This is a genomic window from Solilutibacter silvestris (assembly GCF_050574925.1).
GTDB classification, from domain to species: Bacteria; Pseudomonadota; Gammaproteobacteria; order Xanthomonadales; family Xanthomonadaceae; genus Solilutibacter; species Solilutibacter silvestris_A.
Map to the genome: position 1 here is coordinate 636,624 of NZ_JBCMOO010000002.1, position 23,846 is coordinate 660,469.

At 65.7% G+C, this 23,846-nt stretch carries 21 protein-coding genes; 14 read left to right on the plus strand and 7 right to left on the minus strand.

Translation table 11 applies throughout. The annotated features are described in order from the left end of the window. Positions 1 to 71 precede the first annotated feature (71 nt). The 10 genes from ABE093_RS03520 (at position 72) to ABE093_RS03565 (ending at position 9,797) form a co-directional block, all read left to right on the plus strand. Positions 72 to 518, plus strand: coding sequence for an SUF system Fe-S cluster assembly regulator (locus ABE093_RS03520; protein WP_430759456.1), 447 nt, complete (start codon positions 72 to 74; stop codon positions 516 to 518). A gap of 10 nt (positions 519 to 528) precedes the next feature. Next, a complete protein-coding gene (sufB, locus tag ABE093_RS03525) occupies positions 529 to 1,968 on the plus strand; it encodes a Fe-S cluster assembly protein SufB (RefSeq protein WP_430759457.1) in 1,440 nt (479 codons plus the stop codon). A 45-nt stretch (positions 1,969 to 2,013) separates the two neighbouring features. Next, positions 2,014 to 2,778 (plus strand): Fe-S cluster assembly ATPase SufC, encoded by a 765-nt coding sequence (gene sufC / locus ABE093_RS03530; protein WP_430759458.1) that lies wholly within the window; start codon positions 2,014 to 2,016, stop codon positions 2,776 to 2,778. Between the two features lies 1 nt (position 2,779). Further along, a complete protein-coding gene (gene sufD / locus ABE093_RS03535; protein WP_430759459.1) occupies positions 2,780 to 3,958 on the plus strand; it encodes a Fe-S cluster assembly protein SufD in 1,179 nt (392 codons plus the stop codon). Beyond that, the gene (locus tag ABE093_RS03540) at positions 3,955 to 5,181 is read left to right on the plus strand and encodes a cysteine desulfurase (RefSeq protein WP_430759460.1); all 1,227 of its coding nucleotides are present in this window, start codon (positions 3,955 to 3,957) and stop codon (positions 5,179 to 5,181) included. Before sufD ends, ABE093_RS03540 begins: the two co-directional genes overlap by 4 nt. Beyond that, entirely contained in the window at positions 5,178 to 5,708 is a 531-nt protein-coding gene (locus ABE093_RS03545; RefSeq protein ID WP_430759461.1) for a GNAT family N-acetyltransferase, read from the plus strand. The genes ABE093_RS03540 and ABE093_RS03545 overlap by 4 nt, the downstream gene beginning before the upstream one ends. Positions 5,709 to 5,719: 11 nt before the next feature. Next, positions 5,720 to 6,055 carry a non-heme iron oxygenase ferredoxin subunit gene (locus tag ABE093_RS03550; RefSeq protein ID WP_430759462.1) on the plus strand — a complete coding sequence of 112 codons (336 nt, stop codon included), beginning with the start codon at positions 5,720 to 5,722 and terminating at the stop codon, positions 6,053 to 6,055. Between the two features lie 69 nt (positions 6,056 to 6,124). After that, a complete protein-coding gene (locus ABE093_RS03555) occupies positions 6,125 to 8,440 on the plus strand; it encodes a catecholate siderophore receptor Fiu (RefSeq protein ID WP_430759463.1) in 2,316 nt (771 codons plus the stop codon). Positions 8,441 to 8,465: 25 nt separating this feature from the next. After that, positions 8,466 to 9,137: a Fe2+-dependent dioxygenase gene (locus ABE093_RS03560; protein WP_430759464.1), complete on the plus strand. Its 672-nt coding sequence runs from the start codon at positions 8,466 to 8,468 to the stop codon at positions 9,135 to 9,137. A 33-nt stretch (positions 9,138 to 9,170) separates the two neighbouring features. Beyond that, positions 9,171 to 9,797 carry a PepSY-associated TM helix domain-containing protein gene (locus ABE093_RS03565; protein ID WP_430759465.1) on the plus strand — a complete coding sequence of 209 codons (627 nt, stop codon included), beginning with the start codon at positions 9,171 to 9,173 and terminating at the stop codon, positions 9,795 to 9,797. Here the strand turns inward: ABE093_RS03565 and ABE093_RS03570 are convergent. After that, positions 9,771 to 10,370 (minus strand): HutD/Ves family protein, encoded by a 600-nt coding sequence (locus ABE093_RS03570; protein WP_430759466.1) that lies wholly within the window; start codon positions 10,368 to 10,370, stop codon positions 9,771 to 9,773. The two genes, ABE093_RS03565 and ABE093_RS03570, sit on opposite strands and share 27 nt — an antisense overlap. 285 nt (positions 10,371 to 10,655) lie before the next feature. On the opposite strand from ABE093_RS03570, the gene ABE093_RS03575 reads away from it, so the two are divergent. Further along, the gene (locus tag ABE093_RS03575; protein ID WP_430759467.1) at positions 10,656 to 12,149 is read left to right on the plus strand and encodes a M20 family metallopeptidase; all 1,494 of its coding nucleotides are present in this window, start codon (positions 10,656 to 10,658) and stop codon (positions 12,147 to 12,149) included. Positions 12,150 to 12,515: 366 nt separating this feature from the next. On the opposite strand, the gene ABE093_RS03580 is transcribed toward ABE093_RS03575, so the two are convergent. The 6 genes from ABE093_RS03580 to cysD form a co-directional block, all read right to left on the minus strand. Then, positions 12,516 to 13,565 (minus strand): sulfate/molybdate ABC transporter ATP-binding protein, encoded by a 1,050-nt coding sequence (locus ABE093_RS03580; RefSeq protein ID WP_430759468.1) that lies wholly within the window; start codon positions 13,563 to 13,565, stop codon positions 12,516 to 12,518. Between the two features lie 104 nt (positions 13,566 to 13,669). Further along, the gene (cysW, locus tag ABE093_RS03585; RefSeq protein ID WP_430759469.1) at positions 13,670 to 14,566 is read right to left on the minus strand and encodes a sulfate ABC transporter permease subunit CysW; all 897 of its coding nucleotides are present in this window, start codon (positions 14,564 to 14,566) and stop codon (positions 13,670 to 13,672) included. Further along, positions 14,514 to 15,383, minus strand: coding sequence for a sulfate ABC transporter permease subunit CysT (gene cysT, locus ABE093_RS03590; RefSeq protein WP_430759470.1), 870 nt, complete (start codon positions 15,381 to 15,383; stop codon positions 14,514 to 14,516). Before cysT ends, cysW begins: the two co-directional genes overlap by 53 nt. Positions 15,384 to 15,395: 12 nt before the next feature. Then, a complete protein-coding gene (locus ABE093_RS03595) occupies positions 15,396 to 16,406 on the minus strand; it encodes a sulfate ABC transporter substrate-binding protein (RefSeq protein WP_430759471.1) in 1,011 nt (336 codons plus the stop codon). A 92-nt stretch (positions 16,407 to 16,498) separates the two neighbouring features. Further along, positions 16,499 to 18,388 (minus strand): sulfate adenylyltransferase subunit CysN, encoded by a 1,890-nt coding sequence (gene cysN, locus ABE093_RS03600; RefSeq protein WP_430759472.1) that lies wholly within the window; start codon positions 18,386 to 18,388, stop codon positions 16,499 to 16,501. After that, positions 18,388 to 19,287 (minus strand): sulfate adenylyltransferase subunit CysD, encoded by a 900-nt coding sequence (gene cysD, locus ABE093_RS03605; RefSeq protein WP_430760078.1) that lies wholly within the window; start codon positions 19,285 to 19,287, stop codon positions 18,388 to 18,390. Before cysD ends, cysN begins: the two co-directional genes overlap by 1 nt. A 275-nt stretch (positions 19,288 to 19,562) precedes the next feature. Between cysD and ABE093_RS03610 the strand changes: the two genes are divergently transcribed. From ABE093_RS03610 to ABE093_RS03620, 3 genes are read left to right on the plus strand one after another with little or no spacing between them, the layout of a single operon-like run. Further along, positions 19,563 to 21,395, plus strand: a complete 1,833-nt coding sequence (locus ABE093_RS03610; protein WP_430759473.1) for an assimilatory sulfite reductase (NADPH) flavoprotein subunit — start codon at positions 19,563 to 19,565, stop codon at positions 21,393 to 21,395. Then, entirely contained in the window at positions 21,395 to 23,101 is a 1,707-nt protein-coding gene (gene cysI / locus ABE093_RS03615) for an assimilatory sulfite reductase (NADPH) hemoprotein subunit (protein WP_430759474.1), read from the plus strand. Before ABE093_RS03610 ends, cysI begins: the two co-directional genes overlap by 1 nt. After that, positions 23,098 to 23,844 carry a phosphoadenylyl-sulfate reductase gene (locus ABE093_RS03620; protein ID WP_430759475.1) on the plus strand — a complete coding sequence of 249 codons (747 nt, stop codon included), beginning with the start codon at positions 23,098 to 23,100 and terminating at the stop codon, positions 23,842 to 23,844. The genes cysI and ABE093_RS03620 overlap by 4 nt, the downstream gene beginning before the upstream one ends. Positions 23,845 to 23,846 lie beyond the last annotated feature (2 nt).

Consider the following 23,846-nt stretch of genomic DNA (forward strand, 5'->3'; position numbering starts at 1 on the left):
GAAACCCCGTTCTGGCAGGCCAGCGCGCGAATCAGTACAATATTGGTCCTGATTTGCGCCGGGCCACCGCCATGCTCCGCGTTACCAAGCTCACCGACTACGCCACCGTCCTGATGACGGTGCTGGCCCGCGAGGCCGGCACGGTGCTGAGTGCGTCGGAATTGGCCGCGCGCGCCGGGCTGGAACTGTCGACCGTGGCCAAGGTGCTGAAACCGCTGGCACAGTCCGGCCTGGCCGAGAGCGTGCGCGGCGCCAATGGCGGCTATCGCCTGGTGCGCGACCCGCAGTCGATCACCCTGGCCGACATCGTCGAGGCGATGGAAGGCCCGCTGGCGATGACCGAATGCAGCATCCACGAAGGCCAGTGCGGCATCGAGACGTCCTGCGGCGTGCGCGTGAACTGGCTGCGCGTCAATGACGTCATCGCCGACGCCCTGCGCGGCGTGAGCCTGGCCAGCATGGCGCAATCCACTCCGCCGCGAGCTGCGCGCGGCATCCCGGTGCGCCTGACCGCCTGAGGATCAGATCATGAATACCCAGAACGCTGAAATCATCGAACAACTGGGCCGCCGTTACGACGCCGGCTTCGTCACCGACATCGAATCCGATTCGCTGCCGCCGGGCTTGTCGGAAGACATCATCCGCGCGCTGTCGGCGAAAAAGAACGAGCCGGAGTGGATGACCGAGTGGCGCCTGTCCGCCTATCGCCACTGGCTGACCATGCCGATGCCGCACTGGGCGAAATTGAACGTCGCGCCGATCGATTTCCAGGCGTTGAGCTATTACAGCGCGCCCAAGGCCAAGTACGCGTCGCTGGACGAAGTGCCGAAGGAACTGATCGAGACCTACGACAAGCTCGGCGTGCCGCTGCACGAACGCGCGAAGCTGGCCGGCGTCGCCGTCGACGCCGTGTTCGATTCGGTGAGCGTCGGCACCACCTTCCGCAAGGAGCTGGCAGAAAAGGGCGTGATCTTCTGCTCGATGTCGGAAGCGATCCGTGAATACCCGGAACTGGTGCAACAATACCTCGGCAGCGTGGTGCCGGTCGGCGACAACTACTTCGCCGCGCTCAACTCCGCGGTGTTCTCCGATGGCTCGTTCGTGTTCATCCCCAGGGGCGTGCGCTGCCCGATGGAGCTGAGTACCTACTTCCGCATCAACGCCGGCCACACCGGCCAGTTCGAACGCACGCTGATCGTGTGCGAGGACAAGGCCTACGTCAGCTACCTCGAAGGCTGCACCGCGCCGATGCGCGACGAGAACCAGCTGCACGCCGCGGTGGTGGAACTGGTGGCGCTGGAAGATGCCGAGATCAAGTATTCGACGGTGCAGAACTGGTATCCGGGCGACGAGAACGGCGTTGGCGGCATCTACAACTTCGTCACCAAGCGCGCCGAATGCCGTGGCGCGCGCAGCAAGGTGACGTGGACGCAGGTGGAAACCGGTTCGGCGATCACCTGGAAGTACCCGAGTTGCGTGCTGCTGGGCGACGACAGCGTCGGCGAATTCCACTCGGTCGCGCTGACCCATCATCGCCAGCAGGCCGATACCGGCACCAAGATGATCCACGTCGGCAAGCGCACGAAATCGAAGATCGTGTCCAAGGGCATCAGCGCCGGCCACGGCCAGAACAGCTATCGCGGACTGGTGCGAGTCGAACGCGGCGCCGAAGCCGCGCGCAACCACACCCAATGCGATTCGCTGCTGATCGGCAAGAAGTGCGGTGCCCACACCTTCCCCTACATCGAAGTGAAGCGCAGCGACGCCACCGTCGAGCACGAAGCCACCACGTCCAAGATCAGCGACGACCAGCTGTTCTATTGCCGCAGCCGCGGCATCGGCGAGGAGGATGCGGTGTCGCTGATCGTCGATGGTTTCTGCAAGCAGGTCTTCCGCGAGTTGCCGATGGAATTCGCGGTGGAAGCGAAGAAATTGCTGGAAGTGTCGCTGGAAGGCGCCGTCGGCTAAGCAAGACGAAGCCAGGCATTACGAAGAATCGAAGAGACAGAGAACATGTTGAAGATCGACAACCTCCACGCCTCCGTTGGCGCGCGCGAAATCCTCAAGGGCCTCACGCTCGACGTGAAGCCGGGCGAAGTGCACGCCATCATGGGCCCGAACGGCGCCGGCAAGTCCACGCTGGGCAACGTACTGGCCGGACGCGACGGCTACGACATCACCGCGGGCCATGTCGATTTCGACGACCGCGACCTCCTGGCGCTGGAGCCGGAAGAACGCGCCGCCGCCGGCGTCTTCCTCGCCTTCCAGTACCCGGTCGAGATTCCCGGCGTCAACAACACCTACTTCCTGCGCAGCGCCTTGAACGCCCAACGCAAGGCGCGCGGTGAACCCGAGCTCGATTCCGTGCAGTTCCTCAAGCTGGTGCGCGAGAAGATCAAGGTGCTGCACCTGCCCGACACCCTGCTCAACCGCGGCGTCAACGAAGGCTTCTCCGGTGGCGAAAAGAAGCGCAACGAGATCTTCCAGCTCGCCGTGCTCGAACCGAAGCTGGCCATCCTCGACGAAACCGACTCCGGCCTCGACATCGACGCGCTCAAGGCGGTTGCCGACGGCGTCAACGCGCTGCGCACGCCGGATCGCGCCTTCATCGTCATCACCCACTACCAGCGCCTGCTCGACTACATCAAACCCGACGTGGTGCATGTACTGGCCGATGGCCGCATCGTCGAAACCGGCGGCCCCGAACTGGCGCTGCAGCTGGAAGAACACGGCTATGCGTGGCTGAAGGATCGCGTCACCCCGGAAGCGGCGGCCTGAGATGAGCGCGCTTTCCGATTCCTTCGCCGTCGCCGAATCGGCGCTGCCGACACCGCGCGAGGAAGCCTGGCGCAGCATGCCGTTGCGGGTGCTGGAGCGCCGCGCATTCGTCGCGGCGACGCACCCGTCCGCATCCCCGGAACTGGTGGCGGATGTTCCGACGCCACGCCTGGTCTTCGTCCACGGCGCATTGAACGAAGCCTTGAGCGACCTCACCGGCCTCGCCGATGGCTTCACCATCGAACATGACGTCGTCCTCGATGGCGCAACCGATGCAGGCGCGTCCACGTTCACCCGCAGCGCACTGGCGCAGGCGGCAACGAAGATCGTGCTCGCACCTGCTTCCAGCGCGCGGCTGCACATCGTCGAGCTGGGCCTGCCGACTGGCGACGCCGAACTCTGGCATCGGCACCTGCACATCGATGTCGGCACCGATGCCAGTCTCACCCTGGTCGAACACCAGATCGCCAGTGGTGCGCATTCGCATTTCGCCAACGGCGCAGTCCGTGTTTCCCTCGCCGCCGGCGCCACCATGCGCCATGCGCGGGTCAACGCCGATCCCGATGGCGCGACCCGCTTCCTCCACACCGATGTCAGTGTCGCGACGAAAGCCCATTACGCCCGCTTCGACCTCGAACTCGGCGCGGCGCTGAGCCGCCACGAACTGCGCGTCCGCCTTGACGGCAACGAAGCATCCACCGCGGCGCACGGCGCCCTGCTCGGCACCGGCAAGCGCCACATCGAAACCCGGCTGCAGGTGGAACACGTCGCCCGCGACACCCGCAGCGACCTGCAATGGCGCGGACTCGCCAGCGGCCGCTCGCGCGTGGTGATGCATGGTGGCATCCGCATCGACGCCGGCGCCGACGGCAGCGACGCCCAACTCTCCAACCGCAACCTGTTGCTGTCCGACAACGCCGAGATCGACACCCAGCCGGTGCTGGTGATCCATGCCGATGAAGTGAAGGCCGCCCACGGCGCCACGGTCGGCCAGCTCGACGCCAACGCGCTGTTCTACCTGCGTTCGCGCGGGGTGCCGGAAGCGCAGGCGCGACGCATGCTCACCGCCGCCTTCGTGCAATCGCTGCTGTCGCAGGTCGACGACGCCGACATTCGCACCCTGCTCGACGCGCGACTGTCCGCGGCACTGAAGCAACTCGATCCGGGCGACAACGCATGACGACGGCGACTCCCGACTGGTCCACGATCCGCGGCGATTTCCCGCTGCTCACCCGCGAGGTGAACGGCAAGCCGCTGGTCTATTTCGATTCCGCCAACACCTCGCAGAAACCGGCGGCGGTGATCGAGGCGGTCGATGATTTCTATCGCCAGCACAATGCCAACGTCAGCCGCGCCGTGCATACCCTCGGCAGCGAAGCGACCGAAGCCTACGAAGGCGCGCGCCGCAAGCTCGCAGCCTTCCTCAATGTCCGCGCCGACGAACTGGTGCTGTGCAGCGGCACCACGTTCGCGATCAACCTGGTCGCCTACAGCTGGGCGCTACCGCGACTGAAGGCCGGCGATTCCATCCTGCTGACGCGGATGGAGCACCACGCCAACATCGTGCCGTGGCAACTGATCGCCGAACGCACCGGCGCACGCATCAAGGTCGCGGAACTGCGTCCCGACGGCTCGCTTGATCTCGATGCGCTTTATGCAGCGATGACGCCCGACGTGAAGCTGCTCGGCGTGGCGCATGTGAGCAACGTGCTCGGCACCGTCAATCCGGTACGCGAGATCTGCAAGGAAGCGCGCAAGCGCGGCATCGTCACCGTGGTCGACGGCTCGCAGGCGGTTCCGCACATGGCGGTCGACATCGCGTCGATCGGATGCGATTTCTACGCCTTCACCGGCCACAAGCTGTGTGGCCCGACCGGCACCGGCGTGCTGTGGGGACGTCGCGAACACCTCGAAGCGATGCCGCCCTTCCTCGGCGGTGGCGAAATGATCAAGGAAGTCAGCTTCGAGGGCACCGTCTTCAACACGCCGCCGCACCGTTTCGAAGCCGGCACGCCCAACATCGCCGGCTTCGTCGGGCTGGGCGCTGCGGTCGATTACCTGCAAGGCATCGGCATGGACTCGATCCACGCCCGTGAAGCGCAGTTGCTGGCGCACGCCACTGCGGCACTGTCCGATATCCCGGGAATGCGCATCTTCGGCACCGCGCCCGGCAAGGCCGCGATCATCTCGTTCGCGATCGAGGGCGCCCACGCCCACGACCTCGCCACCCTGCTCGACATCGAAGGCTTCGCGGTGCGTTCCGGCCAGCATTGCGCGCATCCGCTGCTGCAATTCTTCGGCGTCTCCGCCACCTGCCGCGCCTCGTTCGCCTTCTACAACACCGAAGACGAGATCGAGCGCTTCGCCACCGCACTTCGCAAGGTTCGTACACTCCTGGCATGAACAACCAACCCATCCAATTCCGCGCGGCCGACCGCCGCGACATTCCCGCACTGGTCGACCTGGTGACGTCCGCCTATCGCGGTGACGATAGCCGCGCCGGCTGGACCACCGAAGCCGACCTGCTCGACGGCATGCGCATCGATGGCGAGCGAATCCAGGCCGACCTCGATCGCGAACGCAGCCGCATCCTGATCGCCGAGCGCGACGGCGAAATGCTCGCCTGCGCGCACGTGATGGACGAAGACGACGCCGGCTATTTCGGCATGTTCGCGGTGCGTCCGAACCTGCAGGGTGCCGGACTCGGCAAGCTGATGCTGGCCGAAGCCGAACGCGTCGCCCACGAGGACTGGTCGCTGCCGGCAATGCGGATGACGGTGATCGACATCCGCAGCGAATTGATCGCCTTCTACGAACGTCGCGGCTATCGCCGCACCGGCATCCGCAAGCCCTTCCCCTACGGCGATGCCCGCTACGGCCTGCCGAAGCGCGACGACCTGCGCTTCGAGATCCTCGAGAAATCCCTGTGAACAGCGGGGCTGTGAGCGACGACGCCCTGAAGGGCTGGGAATACGTCTGCAACGAAGGCGAATTGCTGCCCGGCGAAAAGCGCACGGTCTGGGACGGCGATACCCCGATCCTCGTCGTCAATCTCGATGGCGATTACTACGCCGTCGAGGATCGCTGCACCCACGAGGACTTCGACCTCTCCGCCGGCGAAGTGAACCAGGAAGACAGCAGCATCGAATGCGTGCTGCATGGCGCCAAGTTCGACTTGCGCAACGGCGCCGTCATGTGTCCGCCCGCCTATACCCCGGTGGCGAGCTTTCCGGTGCAGGTGGTCAACGGAGCGGTGTGGACGCGCGACAACCGCTGAGTTGTTGCAAATGATAATAATTATCATTTATGATTTCCGGACTGTCCCAGAGACCCCGGAATCGCCGCAATGGCCTACATCAAGTCGCGCAAGCACGCCTTGCCCGTCGCCGTCCTCACCACCGGCCTGACCCTCGCCCTGCCCGCCTCGGCAACCACCGGCAATGACGCCCCCGCCGCATCCAGCGACGACGCCAGCCAGCTCGGCCGCGTCGAAGTCACGGGCCAACGCGGCATCAAGCGCGACCAGTTGCAGTCGACCAAGTTCACCCAGCCGCTGCAGGACACCCCGCAGACCGTGCAGATCATCAGCAGCGACCTGTTCAACCAGCAGGGCGCGACCAACCTGACCGAAGCACTGCGCAACAGTGCCGGCGTCGGCACCTTCTATGCCGGCGAAAACGGCAACACCAGCACCGGCGACACCATCAGCATGCGTGGTTTCGATACCTCGAACAGCATCTTCGTCGATGGCGTGCGCGATCTGGGTAGCGTCTCGCGCGATGTCTTCAACATCGAACAGGTCGAAGTGATCAAGGGTCCGGCCGGCACCGATACCGGTCGTGCCGCACCGACCGGCTCGATCAACATGGTCAGCAAGCAGGCGCAGATGCAGGACGCGGTGTCCGGCAGCGTGACGGCGGGAAGCGACGGCCAGAAGCGCGTCACCACCGACTGGAAGCAGAAGCTCGGCGCCGACAGCGCGTTGCGCCTCAACCTGATGTGGCAGGACAGCGACGTCCCCGGCCGCGACCACGTCAACAACAGCCGCTGGGGCATCGCGCCGTCGCTGGGCTTCGGTTTGAAGGGCGATACCCGCGTCTGGATCAACCTGCTCTACGTGAAGCAGTACAACACTCCGGACGGATTCGTGCCGACCATCGGCCTGCCGAGCTGGACGCCGCAAACCGGACTGGGACAGCTGGCCGGGCATCCGGTCGATCCGAAGAATTTCTACGGCACCCGCGCCGACCACGACGATGCGACCACGGCGATGGCGACGCTGCGCATCGAACACGATTTCTCCGACAAGGTGATGCTGACCAACACCGCGCGCTGGGGTCGCACCTCGCAGGACCTGTTGCTCACCTCGTTCATGGTCACCGGCGGCACCGCGGCCAACCCGATGGCCGGCAACGTGAAGTGGACCAACCCCGCCGATCTCTCCACCTACACGCTGGCGCGCAGCACGCCGAACTTCAAGGACCAGGACAACCGCATCTTCACCGACCAGCTGAACCTGCGTGCCGATTTCGCCACCGGCCAGGTGAAGCACTACCTGACCGCGGGCCTGGAATTCACCCGTGAAACGCAGGTCGCGCTCGGACAGGCTGCAACCAATGGCAGCGCGTGGACGCCTGCGAATCTCTACGATCCCGACTGGAACGCCACGGGCCTGACCTGGGCGCACAACGGTGCGGACGGACGCGGCAAGACCACGACGACGTCGGCCTACCTGTTCGACACGTTGAAGTTCGGCGAGCACTTCCTGCTCACCGGCGGCGTGCGCGCCGATCGCTACCGCACCCAATACGTCGCATCCGCGGTGTGCTCGACGACGCGCGCACCGTTCTGCGGAACCAAGCCGGCCGGCACCGTGCTGCCGAGCGTCGATGCTTCATCGTCGGGCACACTGCTCAACTGGAAGCTCGGCGCGGTCTGGAAGTTCGACGAAACGCTGAGCCTGTACGCCAACTCGGCGTTGTCGCAACAGCCGCCGGGCGGCACCAATTTCTCGTTGAGCGGCCTCAACAACAGCGCCGACAATCCGGCGATGCGCCCGCAGAAGGCGCGCACGCAGGAGATCGGCGCCAAGTGGAGTCCCCTGCAGCAGCGCCTGTCGTTGAACGCGGCGCTGTTCCGCACCACCGTCAGCAACGAGATCAACACGCAGCTGCTGGATGACGCCGGAAATCCGACCCAGACCGGCAAGAAGCGCATCGAAGGCATCGAACTGTCGGCAGTCGGCAACATCAACGAACACTGGCAGGTCTCTGCGGGCTATACCCGCCTGAAGACCCGTGTGGTGGAAGGTGCCAAGACCACGCAGGACGGCTCGCCCAACCTCACCTACACCCCGGACAACGCCTTCACCGCGTGGACGACCTATCGTTTCGATTCCGGCCTGAGCATCGGTGGTGGCGCGCGTCATTCCGGCGAACTGCATCGTGGTACCGACAGTGCGGTGGGCACCCCGCTCTACACCCAGGCCTGGACGGTCTACGACGCCGTGATCTCGCAGGTGATCAACCGCAACCTGACCCTGCGCCTCAACGGCTACAACCTCGGCAACAAGCACTACGTCGCGGCGATCAACAAGAGCGGTTACCGCTACATGCCGGGCGCGGCGCGGACCTTCCTGCTGAGCGCGGACTTCCGCTTCTGAGCCGCGGCTGATACAACGTCACATCATGTTGCTGCATCTTCCCGGCGTCCTGGCCCCCGACGAACTGGCGCACCTGCGTGGTGCGCTGGACACGGCGGACTGGACCGATGGCCGCGAAACCGTCGGTCCCCAGGGCGCGCGCGCCAAGCGCAACGAGCAGCTGCCGGAAGCTTCGCCGCTGCGATCGCAGCTCGGGCAGATGGTGCTGTCCGCACTCACGCGCAACCCCGACTATTTCGGTGCGGCGCTGCCGCTGAAGACGTTGCCGCCGCGCTTCAACCGCTATACCGATGGCGGCGAGTACGGCTTCCATGTCGATGGCGCGATGATGCGATCGGGCGACGGTTATGTCCGTTCCGATCTCTCGTGCACGTTGTTCCTGTGCGATCCCGCGGAATACGACGGCGGCGAACTGGTGATCCACGACACCTACGGCGAGCATGAGGTCAAGCTGCCCGCGGGCGATCTCATCCTCTACCCGTCGAGCAGCCTGCATCGCGTCGCGCCTGTCACCCGTGGCGCACGGCTGGCATCGTTCTTCTGGATCCAGAGCATGGTGCGCGACGATGCCCAGCGGCAGACCTTGTTCGACCTCGACCTTTCGATCCGGCAACTGGGCGGCGGCGCGCACGACGCCACGACCCTGCGGCTGACCGGTATCTACCACAACCTGCTGCGGCGCTGGGCCGACAGCTGATTTCCACGCCATCGACAACGGAATATTTGCCACATGGCCTTCAAGATTTTCAGTCACCACCGCACCTTCCGCTGGATGCGCCAGCTCCATCTGTGGATCGGCGCTTGGGGCGCGATCGCCGCGCTGCTGTTCGGCATCACCGGACTGGTGCTCAACCACCGCATCGGCGACAACGCCTGGCCGCAGGGCAAGACCGAACCGGTGCGCAAGGAACAGATCGTCGCGCCGGCCGAAGTGCGCACGTCGCCGGAAGCGATGTCGACCTGGCTGCGACAGACGCGTGGCCTTGACGCGGACATGATCCGCAAGCCACGTCCCGGCGGCGGCGAAGGCGGCCGTCCCGATGGCCCGCAGAAGTGGAATTTCTCCGGCGGCAGCGCGCGCAACAGCTGGAGCGCGGAATACGTGGTCGGCGGCGAAAACGTCGACGTGAAGTGGAGCACCAGCAGTCCGCTCGCGGTGTTCAACAAGCTGCACAAGGGCATCGGTGGCACCTGGTGGCGCGTGCTCAGCGACAGCTATGCGATCGCGATGATCCTGCTCGCCCTGACCGGCCTGTGGATGTGGGCACGCGGGCGCGGTGTCAAGGAAATGGTGATGAGCGTGTTCGCGCTGGCAGCGCTGGCGACCGGCTCAGCCTTCGTGTTGGCGTTCCTGTAAGCGCACCAGCAAGGCCGTGCCTGCGCCGTCGAGGCGCAGGTGTCGCGCGGTGCCGTCGTTACGGCTGACAAGGGTGTCGCCAGCATCGAGATGCAAGCCGTCTTCGCCATCGACATGGCCGGCGGCGACATGCAACGCCCAGGTTTCGCCGGGTGACGCGAACAACTGGATCGACCCCACCATCGGGCGCGCCCACAGCTCGGCATCGAAACTGTCGCGCCGCCACATCAGGTTGAAGTCGGTGGTGGGACCGTCGATCGGACCGCCGGACAATTCCGCTTCGCCAGGGAAACGTGCCATCGCGAACGGAGACTCCAGGCGTTCCTCGCGACCGCATTCCCCATCGACAGCGGCAAAACGCAATACCAGGCCGTCGCCACTCAGCAACACGAGGATGCGATCGACGCCGGGAAAGCTCGAGAAGGGTGCGTCGCGATCGACGTCGGCGATCGACAGCCGCCACTGCCAGGGTTGGCCGTCGCCCGGCCACTGCATCAATTCGCGAGTGCTGCCGGCGCTATTGGCCCAGGGCTGGCGTCGGCTGTCATCGAACCTGAGGATGCGGATGCTCATCGCGCCAGTGTAGTGCGCCACGAAAACTGGCCGTCCGGCCGCACCTCCCAATGCGACCGGACGACCGACTTCCTTGTCACTCCCCCCATTGCGATTACCCGGGCATCCATGCCCACCGCAGCGCGCCTTGCCCACTCCCGGCATCGACGCGTTGCTGCTCCCCCATGGCTGCAAGTCTCCACCGCCGTGCCGCAGCCGTCTGTCGGTGCGAGACGCATCGTGGGGTCAGGGAAATCCGACACGCGCCGTCGGCGCTAAAATGGCGTTTTCGCACCGGAGTCGCGCGTGGACATCGCCAAACTGAAGGCCTTTGTCGGCAACAAATGGGACGCGGACATCGTCCCGCAGCTGGTGCGCTACATCGCCATCCCCAACAAGTCGCCGATGTTCGACGCCGACTGGCAGGCGCACGGGTACATGGACCAGGCGGTTTCGCTGATGGAAACCTGGGCCAAGGCGCAGGATCTGCCGGGCATGCAGGTCGAGGTGGTACGCCTGGAAGGCCGCACGCCGCTGATCTTCCTCGACATCCCGGCGAGTGGAGAAGGCAGCGGCGACGATTGCGTGCTGCTCTATGGCCACCTCGACAAGCAACCGGAAATGACCGGCTGGGACGACGACCTCGGCCCGTGGAAGCCGGTGCTGAAGGGCGATCGCCTCTATGGCCGCGGCGGCGCCGACGACGGCTACGCGATCTTCGGCTCGCTCACCGCCATCCTTGCGCTGCGCGACCAGAACCTGCCGCATGCGCGCTGCGTGGTGATGATCGAAGCCTGCGAGGAATCCGGCAGCTACGACCTGCCCGCCTATGTCGATCACCTTGCCCCGCGCATCGGCAAGCCGTCGCTGGTGGTCTGCCTCGATTCCGGTTGCGGCAATTACGAACAGCTGTGGTGCACGACGTCGCTGCGCGGCCTCGCCGGCGGCAACCTGCGCGTCGACGTGCTGCACGAAGGCGTGCACTCCGGCGATGCGTCGGGCATCGTGCCGTCGAGCTTCCGCATCCTGCGCGAACTGCTCGATCGCGTGGATGACGAGAAGACCGGCAAGATCCGCCTCGACGGCCTGTTCGTCGACATTCCCGCCGAGCGCAAGGCGCAGGCGGCGAAGGTCGCCAATGTCCTCGGTGACGAGGTGTGGAACAAGTTCCCCTTCATGGAAGGGATGGTGCCGATGGCGGACGACAACACCGAGCGCGTGCTCAACCGCACCTGGCGTCCGGCGTTGTCGATCACCGGCGTCGATGGCATGCCGCCACTGTCGTCGGCCGGCAACGTCCTGCGTCCGTTCACCGCGGTGAAGCTGTCGCTGCGCCTGCCGCCGACGCTCGATGGTGCGACTGCCGGCAACCTGCTGCGCGATACCCTGCTGAAGGATCCGCCGAACGGTGCGAAGGTGAGCTTCGAACTGGAAAAGTCGTCGGCAGGCTGGAACGCACCGGCGCTGGCATCGTGGCTGGAACAGGCGATCGACGACGCCAGCGAGGCCAGTTTCGGCAAGCCGGCGATGTATATGGGCGAAGGCGGCTCGATTCCGTTCATGGGCATGCTCGGCGAAAAATTCCCGGGCGCGCAGTTCATGATCACCGGCGTGCTCGGCCCGCATTCGAATGCGCACGGCCCGAACGAGTTCCTGCATATTCCCATGGGCAAGGGCGTCACCGCCTGCGTGGCGCAGGTGGTCGCGGCGCATCATGCGGCGAGCTTGCGTGGCGAGACGACCGGCAGTGCGGTTGCGCCGGACAGCGGGCAACGCCACGGAGACCACGGCTGCTGCTAAGCATGCGTTGCGCCTGAAAAAGCATCGCCCGGCTGTGTACCTGCAGCGTTCAAGGCACGCGCTGGCTTGGCGGGAGGCCAGCTCCGGTGCGCGGGACGCCGTGAATACATCCATGTAGGCTCGTGCGCGTCATCCATGACGCGCAACGCCCGCACTCCGGACTGGCGCACCCGCCGCCGCGCGCGTGGTGCGCTTCCTCAGAGGCTTGAAAGCATCCACCGGCGGCGCCGTGCGGTTCGTCCGCAGTGGCCGACCATACGAGGCATGGATGCCGAGTCGAGCCTCCATGGACGGATTCACGGCGTGTCGGTCACTGCGGATAACCGCTAAAGGCGCACAGCCGTGCGGTAGCTTTCGCGAAGACGCTTACCCACGCTCCGATGGATAAATCCGCCACGCGCGCGGCAACACGTTGATCGTCGCGCCGACGGCCGGAACATCGGTGTCCGATCCGACGGCGAGATCGAGCTCCAGCAATCGCGACTGCGCATCCACCTGCGCTTCGACCGTGATGCGGCCGGAACGCAGATGCGTCGCCAGCACTGTCGCCGGAATCCCGGATGCGGCATCGACGATCTCGAGATCGTGCGGACGCACGTACAGGCGCGCGTGCCCCGCGGCGACGTCGCTGGGCACCGTGAAGCCGTGGCCATCGATGCCGAAACGACCGTCGATCACCCGGCCATCCAGCGCGTTGGCGCGCCCGATGAAGTCGAAGACATATTCCGACGCCGGTGCCTCGTAGATTTCGCGTGGCGTACCGACCTGTTCAATCCTGCCTTCGCGCAACACCACCACGCGATCGGCAAGCTCCAACGCTTCTTCCTGGTCATGCGTGACGAACAGCGTGGTCTGCCCGGTCTGTTCGTGCAGTGTGCGCAACCAGCGTCGGAGGTCGACGCGCACTTTGGCATCGAGCGCACCGAACGGTTCGTCGAGCAGCAGCAGGCTGGGATCGATCGCCAGTGCACGCGCCAGGGCCACGCGCTGGCGCTGTCCACCCGACAACTGTTCGGGATAGCGGCCACCGAATTCGTCGAGCTGGATCAGCCGCAGCAACTCCTGCACGCGCTGGCGGATCGTCGCCTTGTCCGGCCGGCGCGAGCGCGGGCGGCTGCGCAGGCCGAAGGCGATGTTTTCCGCGACGGTCATGTGGCGGAACAACGCGTAATGCTGGAACACGAAGCCGACATTGCGTTGGCGAAGGCTGAGGCGCGTGGCATCGACATCGCCGAACAGCACCTGGCCGGAATCGGCATCGAGCAGGCCGGCGATCACGCGCAACAGCGTGGTCTTGCCCGAACCCGACGGTCCCAGCAACGCGACCAGCTCGCCCGACGCGATATCGAGGTCGACCGCATCGAGCGCGGCGGTCTTGCCGTAACGCTTGCCGAGTTGGCGGATGTGGAGATCCATGCCCTGCCTCGCAGCGGCCACCCCGGAGTGGATGGCCGTCGGGGGATGATGCCATTCGGGCGTGACATCGCGTGTCACGGCCGGGGCGCGGTGGATGGCGGCGTTCATGCGTGATGCTTCCGATGCGTTTGGGCGAGCGAATCGCCGTGACTCGATTCCAGCCAGAATTTCGCCAGCAGCGTGACCAGCGCGAGCCCGCTGAGCAGCGATGCCGCGGCGAAGGCCGCGGTGGCGTTGAATTCGTTGTAGAGGATTTCGATATGGAGTGGCAGCGTGTTGGTGAGCCCGCGAATGTGGCCGGACACCACCGATACCGCGCCGAATTCGCCCATCGCGCGCGCACTGCACAGCAGCACGCCGTAAAGCAGTCCCCATTTGATGTTGGGCAGGGTCACGCGTCGGAACATCGTCCATGCACCCGCACCGAGCGAACGCGCGGCGAGTTCCTCGTCGCTGCCCTGCTGCTGCATCAGCGGGATGAGTTCGCGCACCACGAATGGAAAGGTGATGAACAAGCTCGCCAGCACGATGCCGGGACGGGCAAACAGGATCTTGATGTCGAAGCGTTCGAGCAATGGCGCGAACCAGCCGTGGGTGGTGCTGAACAACAGGACGAGGCACAGGCCCGCCACCACCGGCGATACCGCGAACGGCAGGTCGACCAGCGTCAGCAGCACGCGCTTGCCGGTGAATTCGAAGCGCACCACCGCCCAGGCCATCAAGGTGCCAAATACGGCATTGACCGGGATCACCACCGCTGCGGTGAATAGCGTCAGCTTGAGCGCGGCGACGGCATCGGGATCGCTGAGCGCCGCCCACCAGGCGTGGAAGCCGTCGCCGAATGCGGCGGCGAGCACCATCAGCAGCGGCAGCACCACCAGTCCGAGCAGGATCAACACCGCGAGCGCGATCAGGACGACGCGCAACCACCACGGTTCGCGCAGCGCGTTATCCATGGCCGCGCCTCGTGCGTGCATAGGCGGACAGCGACGGCAACGCATTGATCGCGAGCAGGCAGGCAAACGATGCCGCGAGCAACAGGGCCGCGATCGCGATCGCGCCGTCGTAGTCGTATTCCTCGAGGCGGATGGTGATCAGCAACGGCGCGATTTCTGTCGAATACGGCTTGTTGCCGGCGATGAAGATCACCGAACCGTACTCGCCCAGCGCGCGGGCGAACGCCAGCGAGAACCCGGTGAGCAGCGCCGGCAGCAGTTCCGGCAGGATCACCCGTCGCAGCGTGGTGAAGCGCGATGCGCCCAGCGATACCGCGGCCTCTTCCTGTTCGCGGCCAAGGGTTTCCAGCACCGGCTGCACGGTGCGCACCGCGAATGGCAGGCCGATGAAGACCAGGGCGATGACGATGCCGACCCAGGTATAGACGACCTTCAGGCCCATCGGCTCGACGAAACGACCGATCCAGCCATGGCTGGAATAGATCGCAGTCAACGCGATGCCGGCCACCGCCGTCGGCAAGGCGAAGGGCAGATCGACCAAGGCATCGAGCAGGCGCCGACCGGGAAAGCGATAACGCACCAGCACCCACGCCACCAATGCACCGGCGACCAGCGCCAGCAGCGATGCCGCCAGCGACGCGCCGAAACTCAGCTTCAGCGCCGCCTGCACGCGCGGATCGTGGATCGCGCGCGACCAGCCTGCCGTCCCCAGTCCCAGCGCATGCCAGGTCAACGCCAGCAACGGCAGCAGCACCACGATGCCGAGCCATGCCATGCCGAGGCCAAGGCTCAATCCGAATCCCGGCAGCGGGCGCCGCCGACGCGGCGCGATCAATGGAATGGACAGGGCCGGCGCGTTCACTCGATCAAGCCGTCAATGCGCGCGCTTGCGGTTGATCTGGTCGAAGAAACCGCCATCGGCGAAGTGCTGCGCCTGTGCCTTCTTCCAGCCACCGAATGCGTTGTCGATCGTCACCTGCTTCACCTTGGGGAAGCGCGCGAGTTCGGCGGCGGGCACCTTGTCCGGTTCGGCCGGGCGATAGAAATGCCTGGCGGCGATCAGCTGTCCCTGCGGCGAATACAGGAAACGCAGATAGGCTTCGGCCTGCTTGCGGGTGCCGTGCTTCTCGACGTTCTTGTCGACCCAGGCCACCGGCGGCTCGGCGCGGATGCTCAGCGACGGCACCACGATCTCGAACTTGCCGCGGGTATCCGCTTCATTCACCGTCAGCAACGCTTCGTTTTCCCACGCGATCAGCACGTCGCCGATGCCGCGCTCGACGAAGGTGGTGGTGGAACCGCGGGCGCCGGTATCCAGCACCGGCACGTTGCCGTAGAGGCGCGTGAGATAGTCGAGCACCTTGCCGCCGTCGCGATACTGCTGCGACGCCCACGCCCATGCCGCGAGATAGTTCCAGCGCGCGCCACCGGAGGTCTTCGGGTTCGGCGTGATCACGGCGACGCCGGGCTTGGTCAGGTCGCTCCAGTCGCGGATGGCTTTCGGGTTGCCCTTGCGCACCAGGAACACAATCGTCGAGGTATACGGCGAGCTGTTGTGCGGCAGTCGCGACTGCCAGTTTTCCGGCAGCAGCTTGCCCTTGTCGGCGATCGCGTCGATATCGGCTGCAAGTGCCAGCGTGACGACATCGGCTTCGAGGCCATCGATCACCGCGCGCGCCTGCTTGCCGGAACCGCCATGCGAAGCGCGGATATCGATAGCTTCGCCGGTCTGCTGCTTCCATTGCGCGGCGAACGCCTGGTTGACGTCGGCGTAGAACTCGCGCGTCGGATCGTAGGAGACGTTGAGCAGCGTGGCAGCCTTGGCATTGACCACGGCCGTGGCCAGCACCAGCCCCGCCACTACGCTCAGGAAGATCTTGTTCATCGCGGAATCCTTGACAGAATCGGAAGGGAAATCTGCAGCGGTCGCGTCGCCGGCGTCACGTCGGCTTCGGAAGAATCTGGCACGGCGACTGTTCATATTTCGTAATTTCCTTCGAGGAGACGTGCCACCACCCGTTCCGCAAGGGTTTCGGCCGACGCGGTGGTGGTATCGAGCACGATGTCCGCGGATTCCGGCGCTTCGTAGGGCGAGTCGATGCCGGTGAAATTGGGAAGCTCGCCGCGACGCGCCTTGGCGTACAAGCCTTTCACGTCGCGGCCTTCGGCGACCTGCAGCGGCGTGTCGACGAAGACTTCGATGAAGTCGCCGCGGTCGAACAGGTCGCGCGCCATCTTGCGTTCGGCGCGGAACGGCGAGATGAAGCTGACCAGCACGATCAACCCGGCATCGGTCATCAGCTTCGCCACCTCGGCGACGCGACGCAGGTTCTCGACACGGTCGACATCGGTGAAGCCGAGATCGCGATTGAGCCCGTGGCGGACGTTGTCGCCATCGAGCACGAAGGCATGGAGGCCGAGCGCGTGCAGGCGCTTGTCGACGAGATTGGCGATCGCCGACTTGCCCGCACCCGACAGCCCGGTGAACCACACGCAACGCGGGGCCTGGCCCTTGCTGCGCGCGCGTGCCGATTTGTCGACGTCGAGATGCTGCCAGTGGATGTTGCCGGCGCGGCGCAGGGCGAAATCGAAGGTGCCGGCGGCGACGGTGGCGTTGTCGAGGCGATCGATCAGGATGAAGCTGCCGAGTGCGCGATCGTCTCCATAACTCTCGAATGCGATCGGCTGGTCGAGCGAGAGGTTGCAGACACCGACTTCGTTGAGATCGAGCTGGCGCGCCGCGAGTTGCGCCTGGGTGTTGACGTCGATGCGGTGCTTGATCTCGGTCACCGTGGCGTTGACGGTGCGCGTGCCCGACTTCAGCAGATAGGCGCGCCCGGGCAGCAACGGCGACTCGCTCATCCACAGCACATGCGCCGCGAACTGGTCGGCGACCTGCGGTGGCTGGCTGGCGGCGGCGAGCACGTCGCCACGACTGACATCCACTTCATCCGCCAACGTCAGCGTGACCGCCTGCCCCACCGTCGCCACGGCGAGATCGCCATCGGCGGTGACGATGCGCGCGATCTGCGAGCGTTGGCCCGAGGGCAGCACCACCACCTCGTCGCCGGGACGCACGCGCCCGGACGTGATGGTGCCGGAGAACCCGCGGAAATCCTGGTTGGGACGGTTTACCCACTGCACCGGGAAACGCAAGCCGGCATCGTCGCGGGCGTCTTCGGCCTGGACCTGCTCCACATCAACACGCTCAAGCCACTCCAGCAAGGTCGGGCCGTGATACCACGGCGTCGCCTCCGAGCGCAGCAGCAGGTTGTCGCCCTTCAGCGCCGACAGCGGCACCGCCTGCACGTTGGCGATGCCGAGCTGCGTCGCCAGTTCGCGGTAGTCGCGTTCGATTCGTTCGAACACGTCGCGGTCATAGCGGACGAGGTCGAGCTTGTTGACCGCCAGCACCACGTGACGGATGCCGAACAAGGCAAGGATGTAGCTGTGGCGACGCGTCTGCGGGAGCAGTCCCTTGCGGGCATCGACCAGCACCACCGCGGCGTCGGCGGTGGATGCGCCGGTCGCCATGTTGCGGGTGTACTGCTCGTGGCCGGGGCAATCGGCGACGATGAACTTGCGCTTTTCGCTGCCGAAGAAGCGGTAGGCGACATCGATGGTGATGCCCTGTTCGCGTTCGGCGGCGAGCCCGTCGAGCAGCAAGGCATAGTCGATGTCGTCGCCCTGGGTGCCATGGCGACGGCTGTCCTGCGCAAGCGCATCGAGCTGATCGGCGAACAGGCCCTTGCTGTCGTGGAGCAGACGCCCGATCAGGGTGCTCTTGCCATCATCAACACTGCCGCAGGTGATGAAGCGCAGCAGGGTGTTGGCCTCGTGATGGCGGAGATAGTCGGCGACGCCCATCAGAAATAGCCCTCCTGTTTCTTCTTCTCCATCGAGGCGGAAGGATCGTGGTCGATCATCCGGCCCTGGCGTTCCGAGGTGGTCGCGACCAGCATTTCGCCAATGACTTTTTCCAGCGTGTCGGCATCGGATTCGACGGCGCCGGTCAGCGGATAGCAGCCAAGGGTGCGGAAGCGCACGCGGCGGATCGATGGCGTTTCGCCCGCGTGCAGCGGCAGGCGCGCGTCATCGACCATGATCAAGGCGCCGTCGCGTTCCACCACCGGGCGTTCGGCGGCGAGATAGAGCGAAGGCACTTCGATCCCCTCGCGATAGATGTAGAGCCAGATGTCGAGTTCGGTCCAGTTCGACAGCGGGAACACCCGCACCGATTCACCGGCGGCGATCCGCGTGTTGTACAGCGACCACAGTTCCGGGCGCTGTTGCTTGGGGTCCCAGCGATGCTGGGCATTGCGGAAGGAGAAGATGCGTTCCTTGGCGCGCGACTTCTCCTCGTCGCGGCGGGCGCCGCCGATCGCGGCATCGAAACCATGGGCATCCAGCGCCTGCTTCAGCGCCTGCGTCTTCATTACGTCGGTGTGGACGGCGGCGCCATGGGTGATCGGACCGATGCCGCGCGCGATGCCGTCGGGATTGCTGTGCACGCGGAGCTCGATCCCGGTCTCGGCGGCACGGCGATCGCGGAACGCGATCATCTCGCGGAACTTCCAGCCGGTGTCGACATGCAGCAGGGGAATGGGCGGCCGTCCCGGCGCGAATGCCTTCAACAACAGGTGCAGCAGGACCGAGCTGTCCTTGCCGATCGAATACAGCAGCACCGGGTTGCGGAACTCGGCGGCGACCTCGCGCAGGATGTGGATGCTCTCGGCCTCGAGGCGATCGAGATGCCCGAGCGCCACGACGGGCGATGGAGCGTCGGCGACGGGCTGGATGGCGGGGGCGAGTTGCGACGACACGGCGAAAGTCCTGGTGCGGGCATGGAAATGACCGCACGACTGCGGACGACGTCGAGTATCGGCAGCGCACCCTCGGGCCGGAAATGCAGGCACGGCATAACGGCATAACCGCAGGTGCTTATGCGCCGACGGGTATATCCGCATAACCATCCATCCTTATCGGCGGGCGGCCGGCTTGCCTAGTCTTTGCGTTAACGCAATACCGCCCCTGCCCAGCCATGTCCGCCGTCCTGCCATCGCAATTTCAGCCGATCACCGACGAACAGGCCGCCCTGCTCGATCGCCTGACCGATGCGCTGGATCACAGCGGGCTGTGGTGGCTGTCCGGTTATGCCGCCGGCCTTGCCCGCGGACGCACGGCGCCGACGACCGCATTGGCTGCGGTCGCCAATGAAACGATCGCCGCGCCGCAGCTCACCATCGTGTACGGCAGCCAGACCGGCAACGCCAAGCGCCAGGCCGAAACGCTTTCCGTGCAGGTCGAGGCCGCCGGCTTCGGCGTGCGCCTGCTGCGCGCCGATGCCTATCCCTTGCGCGAGCTGAAGAACGAACGGTACCTCGTCATCGTCATCAGCACCCAGGGCGACGGCGATCCGCCGGACGACGCCCGCGCCTTCGTCGAATTCATCGCCGGCAAGCGCGCGCCGAAATTGCCCGATCTCCACTATTCGGTGCTCGCGCTCGGCGATTCCAGCTATCCGCAGTTCTGCGCGATCGGCCGCCAGCTCGACGAACGCCTCGCCGAGCTTGGCGCCAAGCGCTGGTTCGAACGCGGCGATGCCGATCTCGACATCGAAACCGTCGCCACGCCGTGGATGGCGAACGCATTGGCCGCAGCGAAGGATGCGCTGAAGCCCCAGGTGCCGCTGGCCACCGTCACGCCGCTGCGTCCCCATGCGCAAGCGGCTGCCAGCCTTTACACGCGCGACCGCCCGTTCCCCGCCGAAGTGCTGGTGAACCAGCGCATCACCGGCCGCGGCGGGCACAGGGCGACATCGGACAAGGACATTCGCCATGTCGAGTTGTCGCTGGAAGGCTCCGGCCTCAAGTACGAACCGGGCGATGCGCTCGGCGTCTGGCCGGTGAATCCGCCGCGCCTGGTGGATGCGCTGCTGGCGACGCTTCAGCTCGACGGCGATGCATCCGTCAGCCATGGCGAACAGACGCTGTCGCTGCGCGAATGGCTGTCGACCAAGCGCGAGATCACCCGCCTGACGCGCCCGTTCCTCAGCCAGCACGCCCATCGTGCCGGTGCCGCCGCGCTCGACGCCGCCCTCTCGGCGGATGGCGCGGCGGCGCTGGCCGACCTCCTCGCCAATCGCCAGTTGATCGACGTGTTGCGCGACCATCCGGCGACCTGGAGCGCCGACGAACTGGTTGCCGCGCTGCGTCCGCTGGTGCCGCGCCTGTATTCGATCGCGTCGAGCCCGCGCGTCGTTGGCGAGGAAGCGCACCTCACCATCGCCCATGTCGAATACGCGGTGGAAGGCGATCCCGATCCACGCTGGGGCACAGCGTCCAACTTCCTCGCGCGCAGCGACGAAGGCGCGACGGTTCCAGTCTTCATCGAACGTAACGAACGTTTCCGTTTACCCGCCGATGGCAATCGCGACGTCATCCTGATCGGTCCCGGCACCGGCGTCGCCCCGTTCCGCGCCTTCGTGCAGGAACGCGCCGACAACGAAGCCAGCGGCCGCAACTGGCTGTTCTTCGGCAATCCGCACGCGCACAGCGACTTCCTCTACCAGCTCGAATGGCAGGACGCCCTGAAGTCCGGCGCGCTGCATCGCCTCGACCTCGCCTTCTCGCGCGACCAGGCGCACAAGATCTACGTGCAGGATCGCCTGCGCGAGCGCGGCGCCGACGTCTTCGCCTGGCTGCAATCGGGCGCGCACCTGTACGTCTGCGGCGACGCCACCCGCATGGCCAAGGACGTGCACGCGGCCTTGCTCGAGATCATCGCCAGCCATGGCGGCAAGTCGGCCGACGAAGCCGGCGATTACCTCAACGAACTGCAGGCGCAGGGTCGTTACGCACGAGACGTCTACTGATGAGCGCCCACTCCGTCGAAGACATCAAGCGCGGCAGCCATCGCCTGCGCGGCACGCTGGTCGAGTCGCTGGCCAACCAGGTCACCGGCGCGATCGCCGAGGACGACCAGACGCTGATCAAGTATCACGGCAGCTACCAGCAGGACGATCGCGACATTCGCGAGGAGCGCCGTCGTCAGAAGCTCGAACCCGCCTACAGTTTCATGATCCGCACCCGCACGCCGGGCGGCGTGGTGTCGCCGGAGCAGTGGCTGAAGCTCGATCGCATCGCGACCACCTACGCCGAACGCGGCCTGCGCATCACCACGCGCCAGGCTTTCCAGTTCCATGGCGTGATCAAGCGCGAACTCAAGGCGACGATGCAGGCGATCAACGCCGCGATGATCGATACCGTCGCGGCCTGCGGCGACGTCAATCGCAACATCATGGCCGCGGCCAATCCGCACGAATCGCGGGCGCACGCCTTCGTCCACGCGCAGGCGGCCGCGCTCTCCGCACGCCTGCGTCCGAACACCCGCGCCTACTACGAAATCTGGCTGGACGAGGAACGCATCGCCGGCAGCGGCGACGAAGACGAACCGATCTACGGCGACACCTACCTGCCGCGCAAGTTCAAGATCGGTTTCGCGATTCCGCCGTACAACGATGTCGACGTGTTCGCGCAGGACCTCGGCTTCATCGCCATCATCGAAAACGGCGCCGTGGTCGGCTACAACGTCACCGTCGGCGGCGGCATGGGCGCGACCCACGGCGATCCTGAAACCTATCCCCGCCTTGGCAGCCTGCTCGGTGCGATCGCGCCCGACCAGGTCACCGCGATCGCCGAAGCGGTCGTCACCACCCAGCGCGACTGGGGCAATCGTGCGGTGCGCAAGCGTGCGCGCCTGAAATACACCATCGACGACCACGGGCTCGATGCCTTCAGGCGCGAAGTCGAATCGCGCTCCGGCATCGCCTTCGCGGAACCGCGCGATTACCGCTTCATCCACAATGGCGATCGCTTCGGCTGGGTCCAGGGCGAAAACGGCCTGTGGCACCTGACACTGCGGATCGTCGCCGGCCGCATCTGGGATCGCGAACAGTCACATCTCACCGGTCTGCGCGAGATCGCGACGCACCTGCTCGCGGTCGAACCGGATGCAACATCCGCACCCGAATTCCGGATGACGCCGAACCAGAACCTGGTGATCGCCAACATCCCGGGCCGCGAACGCGCGCATGTCGATGCCCTCGTCGCCGCGCACGGGCTCGCCATCCACGAGGTCGCATCGCCGCTACGGCAGAACGCGATCGCCTGCGTGGCGCTGCCGACCTGCGGGCTGGCGATGGCCGAAGCCGAACGCTACCTGCCGGACATCCTGACGCGCTTCGAAGCGCTGCTCGCCAAACATGGCCTCTCCAGCCAGTCGATCCATTTCCGCATCAGCGGCTGCCCCAACGGCTGCTCGCGGCCGTATCTCGGCGAAGTCGCGCTGGTCGGCAAGGCGCCGGGTCGCTACAACCTGATGCTCGGCGGCGACCATCGCGGCCAGCGCCTCAACGTGCTCCATCGCGAAAACATCGACGAGGCCGCGATCCTCGCCGAACTCGATCAACTGCTGGCGCGTTACGCCGCGGAACGCAGGGACGACGAATATTTCGGCGACTTCCTCGTGCGTTCCGGCGTTGTCGTCGCCCGCGCCCTGAACCTGGAACTCGCCGCATGACTCCGCCCGATCCCGCCGAAGCCGCGCAATCGCCACAGGCGCTGGCTTCCCTCAACCACTGGCTCGAACAACGCAGCGCCGAAGAGCGCGTCGCCTGGGCGCTGGCCGAACTTCCCGGCATCCACGCGTTGTCATCGAGCTTCGGTGCGCAAGCCGCGGTGTCGCTGCACATGGTCACCCGCGAACAACCCGACATGCCGGTGGTGCTGATCGATACCGGTTACCTGTTCCCGGAAACCTATCGCTTCATTGACGAACTCAGCGAGCGGCTGTCGCTCAACCTCAAGGTCTATCGCCCGCAGATCGGCATCGCGTGGATGGAAGCGCGTTTCGGCAAATTGTGGGAACAGGGCGTCGACGGCATCGAACGCTACAACCGCCTGCGCAAGGTCGAACCGATGCAGCGCGCGCTCAACGAGCTCGACGCGGAAACCTGGATCTCCGGCATCCGCCGCAGCCAGTCGCGCAGTCGCGCCAACACCGACATCCTGCAGCGTCGCGATGGCCGCTGGAAACTGCATCCGCTGGCCGACTGGAGCGATCGCGACGTCTGGAATTATCTCCAGCGCCACGACCTGCCCTATCACCCGCTGTGGCACGACGGTTACGTCTCGATCGGCGACGTCCACACCACGCGCCGCCTCGAGGACGGCATGAGCGAGGAAGACACGCGCTTCTTCGGGCTCAAGCGCGAATGCGGCCTGCACGAAGCCTGGAACGATCCCGGCCAGGCCGCGGCTTGATC

Bases quoted from the DNA above. Each gene is read 5' to 3' on its own strand.
- ABE093_RS03520 (WP_430759456.1), top strand. From the start codon at position 72: ATGCTCCGCGTTACCAAGCTCACCGACTACGCCACCGTCCTGATGACG.
- sufB (WP_430759457.1), top strand. From the start codon at position 529: ATGAATACCCAGAACGCTGAAATCATCGAACAACTGGGCCGCCGTTAC.
- sufC (WP_430759458.1), top strand. From the start codon at position 2,014: ATGTTGAAGATCGACAACCTCCACGCCTCCGTTGGCGCGCGCGAAATC.
- sufD (WP_430759459.1), top strand. From the start codon at position 2,780: ATGAGCGCGCTTTCCGATTCCTTCGCCGTCGCCGAATCGGCGCTGCCG.
- ABE093_RS03540 (WP_430759460.1), top strand. From the start codon at position 3,955: ATGACGACGGCGACTCCCGACTGGTCCACGATCCGCGGCGATTTCCCG.
- ABE093_RS03545 (WP_430759461.1), top strand. From the start codon at position 5,178: ATGAACAACCAACCCATCCAATTCCGCGCGGCCGACCGCCGCGACATT.
- ABE093_RS03555 (WP_430759463.1), top strand. From the start codon at position 6,125: ATGGCCTACATCAAGTCGCGCAAGCACGCCTTGCCCGTCGCCGTCCTC.
- ABE093_RS03560 (WP_430759464.1), top strand. From the start codon at position 8,466: ATGTTGCTGCATCTTCCCGGCGTCCTGGCCCCCGACGAACTGGCGCAC.
- ABE093_RS03565 (WP_430759465.1), top strand. From the start codon at position 9,171: ATGGCCTTCAAGATTTTCAGTCACCACCGCACCTTCCGCTGGATGCGC.
- ABE093_RS03570 (WP_430759466.1), bottom strand. From the start codon at position 10,370: ATGAGCATCCGCATCCTCAGGTTCGATGACAGCCGACGCCAGCCCTGG.
- ABE093_RS03580 (WP_430759468.1), bottom strand. From the start codon at position 13,565: ATGGATCTCCACATCCGCCAACTCGGCAAGCGTTACGGCAAGACCGCC.
- cysW (WP_430759469.1), bottom strand. From the start codon at position 14,566: ATGCGTTGCCGTCGCTGTCCGCCTATGCACGCACGAGGCGCGGCCATG.
- ABE093_RS03595 (WP_430759471.1), bottom strand. From the start codon at position 16,406: ATGAACAAGATCTTCCTGAGCGTAGTGGCGGGGCTGGTGCTGGCCACG.
- cysN (WP_430759472.1), bottom strand. From the start codon at position 18,388: ATGGGCGTCGCCGACTATCTCCGCCATCACGAGGCCAACACCCTGCTG.
- ABE093_RS03610 (WP_430759473.1), top strand. From the start codon at position 19,563: ATGTCCGCCGTCCTGCCATCGCAATTTCAGCCGATCACCGACGAACAG.
- cysI (WP_430759474.1), top strand. From the start codon at position 21,395: ATGAGCGCCCACTCCGTCGAAGACATCAAGCGCGGCAGCCATCGCCTG.
- ABE093_RS03620 (WP_430759475.1), top strand. From the start codon at position 23,098: ATGACTCCGCCCGATCCCGCCGAAGCCGCGCAATCGCCACAGGCGCTG.